The 12079-nt window shown below is 47.5% G+C and carries 11 protein-coding genes; 9 read left to right on the top strand and 2 right to left on the bottom strand.

Annotation, left to right across the window (positions count from 1 at the left end):
- Positions 1–20: 20 nt before the first annotated feature.
- Together KIV41_RS07770 and KIV41_RS07765 are read right to left on the bottom strand one after the other, a co-directional pair.
- Positions 21–617 carry a response regulator transcription factor gene (locus KIV41_RS07770; RefSeq protein WP_285336013.1) on the bottom strand — a complete coding sequence of 199 codons (597 nt, stop codon included), beginning with the start codon at positions 615–617 and terminating at the stop codon, positions 21–23.
- Positions 607–2412: a sensor histidine kinase gene (locus KIV41_RS07765; protein WP_285336012.1), complete on the bottom strand. Its 1806-nt coding sequence runs from the start codon at positions 2410–2412 to the stop codon at positions 607–609. Before KIV41_RS07765 ends, KIV41_RS07770 begins: the two co-directional genes overlap by 11 nt.
- Before the next feature lie 307 nt (positions 2413–2719).
- Between KIV41_RS07765 and KIV41_RS07760 the strand changes: the two genes are divergently transcribed.
- The 9 genes from KIV41_RS07760 to KIV41_RS07720 all read left to right on the top strand — a co-directional run bounded on the left by KIV41_RS07760 (position 2720) and on the right by KIV41_RS07720 (position 12069).
- Positions 2720–3703 carry a sulfurtransferase gene (locus KIV41_RS07760; RefSeq protein WP_285336010.1) on the top strand — a complete coding sequence of 328 codons (984 nt, stop codon included), beginning with the start codon at positions 2720–2722 and terminating at the stop codon, positions 3701–3703.
- A gap of 21 nt (positions 3704–3724) precedes the next feature.
- On the top strand, positions 3725–5521 hold the full coding sequence (locus KIV41_RS07755) for an FAD-dependent oxidoreductase (RefSeq protein WP_285336009.1): 1797 nt from the start codon (positions 3725–3727) through the stop codon (positions 5519–5521).
- Entirely contained in the window at positions 5518–6288 is a 771-nt protein-coding gene (locus KIV41_RS07750) for a (Fe-S)-binding protein (protein ID WP_005442306.1), read from the top strand. Before KIV41_RS07755 ends, KIV41_RS07750 begins: the two co-directional genes overlap by 4 nt.
- 69 nt (positions 6289–6357) lie before the next feature.
- On the top strand, positions 6358–7035 hold the full coding sequence (locus KIV41_RS07745) for a TVP38/TMEM64 family protein (protein WP_005442307.1): 678 nt from the start codon (positions 6358–6360) through the stop codon (positions 7033–7035).
- 337 nt (positions 7036–7372) lie between these two features.
- Positions 7373–8530 (top strand): ABC transporter substrate-binding protein, encoded by a 1158-nt coding sequence (locus KIV41_RS07740; protein WP_038894783.1) that lies wholly within the window; start codon positions 7373–7375, stop codon positions 8528–8530.
- Positions 8531–8539: 9 nt separating this feature from the next.
- Positions 8540–10249, top strand: coding sequence for an ABC transporter permease (locus tag KIV41_RS07735; protein ID WP_285336008.1), 1710 nt, complete (start codon positions 8540–8542; stop codon positions 10247–10249).
- Positions 10215–10862, top strand: coding sequence for an ATP-binding cassette domain-containing protein (locus KIV41_RS07730; protein ID WP_045452971.1), 648 nt, complete (start codon positions 10215–10217; stop codon positions 10860–10862). The genes KIV41_RS07735 and KIV41_RS07730 overlap by 35 nt, the downstream gene beginning before the upstream one ends.
- Positions 10855–11466, top strand: a complete 612-nt coding sequence (locus tag KIV41_RS07725) for a CDP-alcohol phosphatidyltransferase family protein (RefSeq protein ID WP_285336007.1) — start codon at positions 10855–10857, stop codon at positions 11464–11466. The genes KIV41_RS07730 and KIV41_RS07725 overlap by 8 nt, the downstream gene beginning before the upstream one ends.
- A gap of 123 nt (positions 11467–11589) precedes the next feature.
- Positions 11590–12069, top strand: a complete 480-nt coding sequence (locus KIV41_RS07720) for a glycine zipper 2TM domain-containing protein (RefSeq protein WP_010449072.1) — start codon at positions 11590–11592, stop codon at positions 12067–12069.
- Positions 12070–12079: the final 10 nt, after the last annotated feature.

Here is a 12079-nt window from a genome sequence, read left to right as displayed (position 1 = left end):
GATACCAAAATACACTGAAGCTAAATTAAATGCCCCACTTTATGGATCAACACCGCTAAGCTCTCTGCTTCGAGCTTCTTCATCACGTTAGAGCGGTGCACCTCAATCGTTCTCAAAGATACGCACAATAAGTCCGCCATCTCTTGGTTTTTCATCCCTTTGACGACCAAACCGAGAACTTCTCTTTCACGCTTAGTGAGACTCTGTAAAACCTGCTTAGCTCCCAACTTCTCACCATTTTTGAGTGACTGCGCCATCGCATCATCCACCGCCGTCACAAGGGCGTTACCATCGACTGGTTTTTGAAAGAAATCGAGTGCGCCATCTTTTAGCGCATCCACTGCCATTGGAATGTCACCATGTCCAGTCAGGTAAATCACGCTAATTGGGCTGAGTTTCTCGTTCATCATTTGGTGAACATCTTGCCCACGCATGTCTGGCATGCGGCTATCGAGCAAAACACAGCCAGGCGCAGACAAATTGACCTCATTGAGAAAATCTATCCCGCTAGAGAAGGTCTCAACCTCATAGCCATAGCTTTCTAACAGAAATGCCATGGACTCTAATACTGGCTCTTCATCATCAACGATATAAAGCGAACAAAGGTTACGACTCATGACAAGCCTCCTGATACGATAAAACGATGGTCACCTGACACCCTGTTGGATCAATTGACCTAAATTGAATGCTGCCTTGATGGGCATCAAGCACATCACGGCAAATGGCCAAACCTAAGCCCAGTCCATTTTCTTTAGTGGTGTAGAAGGCTTGATCTAATGGTGTCTCTTGCTCTTCGATACCAATGCCATTGTCCATCACATCGATAATCACCATCTCATCGCAAAAGCTAACGTGGAGATCTACATACAAGTCTTCGCGCTTCGGCACATGGCTCAAACAGGCGTCTTTTGCATTGTTCAGAACATTGAGAATGACTTGCTGTAGACCAGTGGCATCAGCAAAGACTTTTTGTGGCTCGCCAGAGTAAAGCACTCCCAATTGAATTCGGTGTCGTTGAAACTCGTAATCCACCAGCTTCATTGCTTCTTCAATTAACGAAGCTAAATCCACCCAGCTCTTTTCAATTGGCGTTTTGTTTATCAAGCTACGAAGGCGCTGAATAATGTCACTTGCAGAAGTTACCTGCTGTTGAATTTTATCGAGGATTGGTGCCATCTCTTCGGCAGTAGCACCTCGCTCCATACGTACCTTAGCCCCTTGGCTGTAGTTCTTTATCGCCGCCAGAGGTTGATTGATTTCATGCGCGAGGCTACTACCAAGCTCACCGACTATGGTGATTCGCTGCGCGTGCTCAAGCATGGAACTCTTGCGGCGCAAATCGTTCATGGTGGTTTTTAGTGTTTCGCGACTGCGCTGAAACTTCCACTCCAGCCAAAAGTGATAGCCCGTCAACAACAGTAAAGTCAGTAAAGACGCCATCGCAATGGCTTGGTTCTTATGCAGCCACTCTTGCGCTTTTTGTCCCCAAGATTTTTGCAGTGGATGCATGTCTAAGTGCTTGTAAACTTTATCTACATTGATGCTCGGTGCAGGCAGCATCCAACCGACATTGTTTGCAGCAATCGCTGCAGGGTGGTCTTCTGGCATTGCGAATAGGGTTTGTGCCACCATCTGACCAACATCGACTGGTGCACGTTCCGTCATCGCCATCGTCCAGTTTGGGTACAGTGGCGTACTCACCGCACAAACTGAGTCTGCGGGACGCTTCTCATTCAATACACGTAGGTTATGCAGTTGAATACGCCCCTCTTTCGCCATGTTCTCCAAAGTACAAGCAGGAACGATCGCCACATCGAGATCGTTCTCGATCACGTCCAAAATCAGTTGATCCGTAGGTGGGCCAGTAAAGTGGATCTTTTCAAAGAATGATGATTTGAAGTAGCCCAGTTTATCGAGCTCATAACGCAGCGCGAGAAAACCACCAAACGCTTTTTCCGATACCGCCGCAACATTGGCTTTATTGATGTCTTTCAGTGTTTTAAAAGGCGATTCTTCACGTACAACCACCACCGAGGCAATCGACTTATTTGGTAAATCACTGTAAGCCGTTTTCTGCGTTGCCAACCAGTTGATTGGGTATTCACGAGCAAGCTTGGTCGCCTGCCCCGGACTGGTCAGGATGAAATCGAGCCAACCGTGCAAAAACGCGTCTTCAAGTTGGTCAAAGTCGTAAGTATGTAAGTTGAATTTATAACCGGGATTTTGAGCCTCTAACCAATCTAAAGTCGGTTGCCATGCTTCTCGCGCATGTGCGTGCCCGCGCAGTGCTAATACACCGACGTCATAAATCATTCTTTGTGTTTTTTGCTCGTCCGAAAAACTAAAAGAAGAGAAGAAAAGGGAAACAAGGAGTATCAACCGGACGAATTTATGAGAATGGTTATTAATCACTTAATAAATAATATGAAAATTTGTTTGTAGCACATTTTACCATCACATCCCCCTATCAGTTTGTTGCTTTAGATCAATTCGAATTCATTATTGTGGGAAACCACAATACCCCCTAAGTATCGATTTCCTCAAAATGCCTACCAACAAAGGGCTAGATGCAAATGCACTCTTTAAGAGTGTTAATACACCATGAACACTTATGAAAAATTACAAAGTTCATGCTTCTTCTTCCTAGCTGCAAAAAATTCTAACTGCCGAGCGAAATGACTCGTCAGGAAAACTTTAAATTAAAATATGGAAGCAACTCATGAAAAAATCGACGATTGCGTTGGGTGTGTTGGCGGCTGTCGCAGCTGTTGGCTACTCAGCTTACAATACGATGTTCTCAGCTGAAGCAGTGACAGTGGATGCCGCAGCACAAGAGCAAAAGTTCACTGAATACGCTCACCCAGAGCACTTCATCTCTGCACAACAACTGAAATCGCTGATGGACAGTGATAAAGACGTGGTTGTGATCGGCGCGCTAAACCCTATCAAGCCAGACAGCCCTATCTCTGGTTCTTACACTATGTGGCGTAACGATTACTCTGCGGCAGAAGGCGTTTACGATTTCGGCGGTATGAGCAACAGCACAGAAGAGATGGAGACCATCTTAGGTAGCTTTGGCGCAACCACTGACAGCACAATCGTCGTTTACGCGGCAGGCTCTCACCACGATGCTGCGCGTCTTTACTGGCAAATCCATAACCTTGGTCACCAAGACGTTCGTTACCTAGACGGTGGCTTGAATGCTTGGATGGGCGCAGGTTTCCCAACTGGCTCTGCAAACCAAAGCGTTGCAGCGGTTGAATACAAAGCTCCGAACACGAAACAAGACAACAACACACTAGCAACGCTAGACATGGTTATCGCAGCGCAAAACAACCCAGACTGGGTGATCCTAGATACGCGCGGCAACGACGAGTTTAGCGGTGAAGTAGCGGTGTCTGGCGCGTACGGTCCGGGCACTATCCCAAGCAGTGTTCACATTAACTGGACCAAAGCGTTAAACGAAGACACAACGCTGAAATCAGCAGAAGAATTGCAAGCCCTTTACGGCGACATCATCAAAGGCAAGAAAGTTATCGCTTACTGCCAGTCTGGTGTTCGCTCTGCCCACACCACCATGATTCTTACTGAAGTATTAGGTGCAAAAGGCGTCTACAACTACGACGGCTCATGGATCGAGTACAGCCATGCTCACTACGAGCAGAAGAATCCTGAAGTGAACGTTATCAACGGCAAGAGCTAATCAACACGGAAACCGCAGTTAATGAACAATGTAATTTTTAGCCAAAAGCTATACGACACCGCGCAAATGATTGTCGATGGCTGTATGGGTGATGCCGATCCAGCATGTCAAACCGCATGTCCAATGCACACAGACGTAAAACAATACGTTCGCATGGCAGGCGAAGGTGATTTCCAAGGTGCTTTGGATCTGATCCGCAGCAAACTATTCCTACCTCAAACGCTTGGCCGCATCTGTGCACACCCTTGTGAGGCTTCTTGTCGTCGCAACACTGAATTCGGTCAGCCAATCAGCGTTGCAGGCATCAAACGCTTCGTTGCAGAAAAACTGGATAACCAAGATCACTGGGATCTTAACATCGCGCCCCTAACCAACAAGCACATCGCGATCGTGGGTGCTGGCCCTGCTGGTGCGCAAGCAGCTATTGAGCTTCGTCGTCAAGGCCACGAAGTAACGATTTACGAAAGGCTAGACGTATACGGCGGCATGATGCGTGTGGGTATCCCTGAATACCGTCTACCACGTGACGTTATCGACTTCGAATACAGCTACTTAGCAATGCTAGGTGTGACGACTCGTTTCGGCGTTGAAATCGGCAAAGACATCAGCTTCGACACTCTACGTAGCGAACACGATGCTGTGATTCTGGCTCACGGTGCACACGTAGGCTCTATCATTCCGCTACCAGGTCACGACAACGACGGCGTGTTCTCTGCAGTTGAATACTTGAAAGAGATTTCTGAAACTCGCCAATTCCCACGTGCAGGCAAACGCGTGATGGTTATCGGCGGCGGTGACGTGGCAATGGACTGCGCGCGCTCTTCATGGCGTATCGGTGCAAGCGACGTTTACCAATGTTCGCTTGAGAGCCTAGAGAATCTACCTGCAAGCCAAATCGAAATCGACGAGTCGCTAGAAGAAGGCGTCGAGTTCAACGCAGGTTGGGGCCCAGTTGCTATCGAACATGAAAACGGCAAAGTAACCGGCATCACTATCAAGAAAGTAGTGTCTATCTTTGATGAGCAAGGCAACTTTGCACCTCAGTACAGCGAAGAAAGCAAAACTATCTCTGTGGATACGGTTGTTTTCGCTACGGGTCAAGTTGTGGCTGACATCACTGGCGGCGCACTGGAACAAACTCGCGGCGGCCGTTACGTTGTCGATAAACAAACGCTAGCTTCTAGCCTAGAAGACGTCTTCGTAGCCGGTGACGCGTGTGGCGGTAACATCGTGATTGAAGCGATGGCATTAGGTCGCAAAGCCGCAATGAGTGTTGAACGTTTCCTAACAACTCGCCCACTGACTGAAGGTCGCGACTTCGAGCAAGAATACAGCTACTCATCTCGTCTAGACGTGCCACTACCAAAAGGTACGGTAGATACCCCTCGCCTACACGGTGAATTGCGTAACGCTGAAGAGCGTAAACAAGATTTTGCACAAGTGGATTTAGGCTTTACTGAAGCTCAAATCAAACAAGAAGCCTCTCGCTGTCTGCAATGTAGCTGCAAGCTATGTATGACCGAGTGCATCATGATGAATGACTTCAGTGACTGTCCGAAGACCATCTTCTCTGACTTTGTGAACAACAAGTCAATGGACCCATTGATGGCTTACTCATGTAACGCCTGTGACCAGTGCACCATCGTATGTCCGAAAGACTTCCCAATGAAGGAAATGTTCCTAGGCGCACGTGCTGACTTTGTTAAGGCAAATAATGGTGAATCACCAATGCCGGGTCACAAAGCAATCAACATGCACCAGAAGCTGGGCTTCTCAAAAATCTTCACTATGGCAAAACGAGCGGTATCGACAAAATGAGTAATAAAGTATTTATGCCAGGATGCAGCTTGCCATCCTACTCACCAGAAGGCGTAGCAGCAATTGCGAGCTACTTAAAAGAAGTGTACCCAGACATGGGCGCAGTACAGAAGTGTTGTGGTAAACCAACCGCTGCTATTGGCCAAACTGAGAAGTTCAAAGAGCGTTACGGCCAGCTTCAAGCAGACTTCGATAAGCTAGACGCACAAGAAGTCATTGTAGCGTGTCAAAGCTGCTACGGCATGATCAAGAAATCTGGCGGCACACAAAAGCCGGTTTCATTGTGGAAACTGCTTCCAGAAATCGGTCTGCCAGAAGCGCTACGCGGTAAAGCGAAAAACAGTGACGTGGTATTCACCATTCACGACTCTTGCTCTACTCGCTACGAAAAAGAACTGCAAGACGGTATCCGCTGGATCTTGAACGAGCTTGGCTACAAAACCTCAGAACCAGAACACACACGTGAAAACACACGCTGTTGTGGTTTCGGTGGCATGGTAGTGCCAGCAAACCCAGACGTCGCAACACGCGTAATCAAACGCCGCGTGGAAGAGTTTGAGACAGACTACGTTGTGGTTTACTGCTCGGCTTGTCGCGCATCCATGATGGGTGTTGGTACGAAATCTTGGCACATTCTGGATCTGATGTTCGGCCCTGTAATCATGCAAGGTGATGAGCCGCCAGTAAACGTGCTCGCTAGCCCTGTGAAAGCTTGGTTCAACCGCTACAAATCTAAAGCGGGCCTAATCAAGTGTATGTCTGTGTAGATGTGTCTCTGTAGCTACGTTTTTGTAGCTACATCTTTTTAATTATTAGGTTTAAGTGAAGTTGAACTTATGAAATTCGTAAAAATCGCTCTTATTGTTGCTGTTATCGCTCTCGCTCTATTTGCAGCAAAACAAACTGGCATCCTTGAAATCATCACAGACATCAAGAGCCTACAAGATTGGATCGCAAGCTTTGGCGTTTGGGGTTACGCAGTATTCGTAGCAGCATTCGTGTTTGCATGTGTTTTCCTACTACCAGGCAGTGCGTTCACCATCGTAGCGGGTATCGTATTTGGCCCAATCAAAGGCGGTATCTTAGCGCTGTTTTCTGCAACGCTTGGCGCGGTGGCGGCATTCATCGTGGCGCGCTTCCTGCTTCGTAACACCATCATGAAGAAGTTTGGCGATAACCCAATCTTCAAGAAAATCGACGATGGCGTAGCAGCAAACGGTACAAGCTTCTTGATCCTGACGCGTCTCGTGCCTGTATTCCCATTCAGCCTACAGAACTACGCTTACGGTCTAACCAGCCTAAACCTTGGCACTTACGCTCTGGTTTCTCTACTAACAATGGCACCAGGCGCGTTTATCTTCGCTTACATGGCGGGTGATATAGCAACAAACGGCGTGTCTGCGATGCTGCTAGTGAAGTTTGCGGTTGCGGGTCTTATCCTGTTTGGCATGTCTCTGATTCCAAAATACATCGCGAAGAAAAAAGGCATCAACATGGAAGAATTAGCGAAGTAATCCGGTCTATCCATTATTGACGCCAAAAGAGTGCGACTTATCGGGAGTTGCACTCTTTTCATTCTTACTAATTTGCTCACAGTTTGTGCCTCTTTTGGCGACTTTTAAAACCAAAAACTGACGTGAATTGGTATGACCTCACAAGGCGAATAATTCTATGAAACTATTATCAAATTCGCGTTGATAATAAAGCGAGATAGATTACTATCCATGTAGAGGGAACGGAGCGTTCAGCCTGTTTATACCCCTATGTTGAGTATTGAAAATAGACGTTTTTCATCACATAGGCGAACAAAGCTCCAAAATGAAAACAAAGATAAAGAAACACGGATTACGTATGAAAAAGCTACTTAGCACCATTGGCATTTTAGCCACCACTTTTGCCACCTCCTCTTATGCCACTTCTCACTCCGAAGAATGGCAAAAAATCGAGCAACAAGCCGACGGTCAGACTGTTTATTTCCATGCTTGGGGTGGTAGCCAAGAGATCAACCGCTATATCCAATGGGCAGGCAAAGAGCTTAAATCTCGCTACAACGTGACGCTTAACCACGTAAAAGTCACCGACATTTCTGAAACCACCACTCGTCTTATCGCAGAAAAAGCCGCAGGGAAGAACAGCGGTGGCAGCGTAGATATGGTTTGGATTAATGGTGAAAACTTTAAATCAATGAAAGACAACCAACTGCTGTTTGGTCCTTTTGTTGACGGTCTACCAAGTTGGCAATATGTCGATAAAACACTACCGGTAGATGTCGATTTTTCAGAACCGACTGATGGCCTAGAAGCGCCATGGGGTGTCGGCCAACTTGTTTTTATCTACGATGAAGAGACGCTAAACAACCCGCCAAGTTCTTACGCAGAAATGCTAAGTTACGCAAAAGCGTTTCCTAACCGCCTTACTTACCCTCGCCCACCAGAGTTCCATGGCACTAGCTTCATTAAATCTCTACTCATTGAGTTAAGTAACAACGATCCTGCACTGCAAAAACCAGTGACCGACGAAGCATTCAAAACCGTTACGCAGCCTCTATGGGCTTACTTAGATGAATTCCACACTGTTGCATGGCGCGGCGGTAAACAGTTCCCTGGCGGAACAGCAGAAACCGTACAACTGTTAGATGATGGTCAGATTGACCTAGCTGTCACGTTCAACCCGAACGCGGTTTTCTCAGCACAGTCAAGCGGCAACCTAGCAGAAAGCACCAAAGCATACGCGATGGACGCAGGTGCGCTTTCGAACATCCATTTCTTAGCGATTCCTTGGAACGCAAACGCCAGTGCAGGCGCGCAAGTTGCTATAAACTTTTTATTAAGCCCTGAGGCACAATCTCGCAAAGGTGACATCAACATCTGGGGTGATCCTTCAGTGCTAAGCAGCCAGTACCTAACCGGCACGGCTAAGAATACTCAACAGTTCAAATCTATCGCTGAGCCACACCCAAGCTGGCAAGCAGCGTTAGAAAAAGAATGGCTGAAACGCTACGGAAATTAATACACACCCATGTTAAGAGCGCTGTATCTAGTTATTATCGCAGTTTGTATATTACCAACCATCCCGGGGCTACTCGGGGTGGTGGTGTCTGCGCTCGGCTATGTACCCCCCATTGGTTTGCACCACTTTTCACTGGATGGCTTTCATGCTGTGTTTGACTGGGAAGGTGTGTGGACGTCGATTGGACTGACTTTCTATTCCGCCATTTTCAGCAGCTACCTTGCTTGTTTGATCACTTTCGCGATTCTTCAAGCCTCATGGGGTAGCAAGTTCTGGCGCAAGATTGAAATGAGTCTTTCCCCTCTTCTTGCTATGCCGCATGTCGCGTTTGCTATTGGTTTCGCTTTTCTATTCGCACCAACAGGCATGGGCGTTCGCGTGCTCAATCAAATGTTTGGTTACGATCCAAATGCACAAACGGTGAATGACTTAGCGTTGTTGATTAAAGACCCACACGCACTGGGTTTGATCGTGATGCTCGCTATTAAAGAAGTGCCGTTTTTATTGTTGATGAGCATTCCTATTCTTCAGCAATTAAAAGTTGGGAAGATTGAAAAAGTCAGTCATTCGATGGGTTACAGTTCCGCCCAAGCGTGGTGGAAATGTGTCTTCCCACAATGGTTAGCGAAGCTGCGTTTCCCAATGTTGGCTGTTCTGGCTTACAGCTTATCCGTTGTTGATGTGGCGCTAATTATTGGCCCAACCAACCCTCCTACGTTTGCAGTCTTGGTATGGCAATGGTTTAACGATCCTGATTTGTCACTCCTACCAAGAGCAGCGGCGGGTGCGGTGGTACTGTTTGCCATTGCGAGCCTCTTGATTGGTTTTGCACGACTTGTTGAATGGAGCATCACCAAAGGCTTCAAACGCTGGCAATACTCTGGCCGCAGCGGTTTCCGCTTACCGGGTAAGACCTTGTTCTCCATGATTGCTCTACTCGCACTGTTAATGGTGCCTTTGATGGTGGTGTGGAGCTTTGCACAGCGTTGGCGTTTTCCTGACTTATTACCAAGCCGCTATAGCTTACGTTTTTGGGAATACGAGTGGCAAAGCATTCTTGGCACGCTAGAGCAAAGCATGTTGATTGCAGTTATCAGTGCATCTGTTGCCCTCGTATTGGCGCTGATCGCTCATGAGTACCGCCTACGCTACCGTTGGCAGGTGCCGGGTTACATCATCGCTGTGCCTATGTTGATCCCACAGCTTTCTGTGTTGTTTGGTATGCAGGTCGCTACTCTGTATCTCGACAGCAACGCGTACTTCTTCTGGGTATGCTGGGCTCACGTGTTCTTTGCGTTCCCGTTTGTTTATCTGTCCTTGGATGGTCCTTGGCGCAGCTTCGACAACGGTTTAACTCGTGTTGCCCTAAGCCTTGGTAAATCACCGATGCAGGCTTGGCTAAAAGTCAAACTGCCGATTCTTCTGCCAGCAATCGCTTTTGCTTGGGCGGTGGGCATCAGTGTTAGCTTGGCGCAATACCTACCAACACTCGTGCTGGGGGCCGGTCGCATCAGCACCATAACAACAGAAGCAGTAGCCCTATCAAGTGGCTTCGACCGTCGTGTCACCGCGATTTACGCAATTTGGCAAGCGCTCTTGCCGTTAATGTTCTTCTCTTTTGCGATTCTACTTAGTCGTTTACACGTTAAGTATCGTCGGTTGTCTATTAAAGGTTTACTACCGAATGAGTCTTTGTCTCGAAAACCTCGCCATCCGTAAAACCAATGGCGACACACTTTTCTCTGCCTTCAACATGACGGTAGAGAAAGGTGAAATTGTTACCCTGATGGGCCCAAGTGGCTGTGGCAAATCCACCTTGTTGGATGCCATTGCTGGTCACCTGTCTTCCGAGTTCGACTATTCAGGCTCAATCACGCTCGATAATGAAAAGCTGGATGCTTTACCTGCGCACAAACGTCAGGTGGGTATCCTATTCCAAGATGACTTGCTCTTCCCGCACCTTACCGTGTGGGAAAACCTTGCGTTCGCACTACCCAATTCAATCAAAGGGGCTGAGCGTAAAGAGCGCGCGATGCAGGCTTTGAAGCACATCTCGCTAACTAAACTTGCAGAGTCTTTCCCTGACCAAATCTCAGGCGGCCAGCGCGCGCGTATCGCTCTCACTCGCATGTTGTTAGCGAAACCGAAAGTTGCATTGCTCGATGAGCCATACAGCAAGCTGGATAAAGATCTTCGCGTACAGTTTCGTAACTGGGTTGTGGAGCAGCTTCAACAAGCCAATATTCCTGCTTTAATGGTGACTCACGATGAAGACGATATTCCAGAAGGCAGTCGCTGCCTGAGCTGGCCTTGGGAGACAAGTCATGCTTGATAGCCTGAGTATCAAAATCATTAAGTGGCCATTGGCACAGAGCGCGAAATTGATTGATAAATGTGGCGTGACAGCTAACCAAACCACCTTGTTTGGCTTCGCCCTTGGCTGCTTTGCGCTTCCTGCCTTGGTAGCAGAGCAATACACGCTTGCATTAGCGTTTATTCTGCTAAACCGAATTTGTGATGGATTAGATGGTGCGTTGGCAAGAATTCAAGGCATCACCGATGCGGGTGGCTTCCTTGATATTAGCTTAGACTTCTTGTTCTATTCTCTGATTCCATTTGGCTTTGTACTAGCAAACCCAGAACAGAACGCCGTTGCGGGCGCATTCTTGATCTTCTCGTTTATTGGAACAGGAAGCAGCTTCTTAGCTTTCGCGATTATGGCAGGTAAACGTGGTATCGATAACCCTGTCTACAAGCACAAATCTCTGTACTACATGAGCGGTCTGACAGAAGGCACAGAGACCATAGGTTGCTTCGTACTGTTCTGTTTGTTCCCTCAGCACTTTGCCGTGATTGCGTACATCTTTGGTGCGGCGTGTTGGTTTACTACCTTTACGCGCATTTACTCTGGGTTTCATACACTCAAAGATAGCTAACACCGCACAAAATATTCATTTTTTTGAGGAAGAACATCACTAAGCCATTGTTTCCTAAAGCATCAAAGCACATGCAAAATAGAGGTATATACTCTTTGGGTGGAGAAACTATTCGGAGGCTATATGAAAAAATACTTCAAGCTAGGCATGTTACTCACTATTTCTTGTGCGGTCTTGCTTGGCGGCTGTACCTCACCTAACCCGTACGGAGATGCATACGGCTCGTCCGATACTCGTAAAGTTCAGCAGGTTTACTACGGAACAGTAGAAAAAGTTGAGCCAGTAACCATTGATGCCTCTACCCAAGCCAACGCCATCGGCACAATTGCAGGTGCTGCCGTGGGTGGTATTCTGGGGTCGAAAGTTGGGGGAGGCTCTGGATCAGATATCGCAGCCATTGGTGGTGGTTTGTTAGGTGGTTATGCCGGTAGTAAAGCCGCCGAAGCAACCGCGAAAAGAAATGGGGTGAACCTGACCATTCGCCTAGAGGATGGAAAGATCATATCTGTCGTTCAAGAAGCAAATCCAAACATGATTTTCCAGCCAGGACAAGCCGTCCAAATCAACATGTCTGGTAATGACGCAAGGGTTGTTCCTCGCTGATTTGAACACT

Source organism: Vibrio sp. D401a, from assembly GCF_030248515.1.
Lineage (GTDB): Bacteria > Pseudomonadota > Gammaproteobacteria > Enterobacterales > Vibrionaceae > Vibrio > Vibrio rotiferianus.
This window is presented reverse-complemented; position numbering and strand designations above follow the sequence as displayed.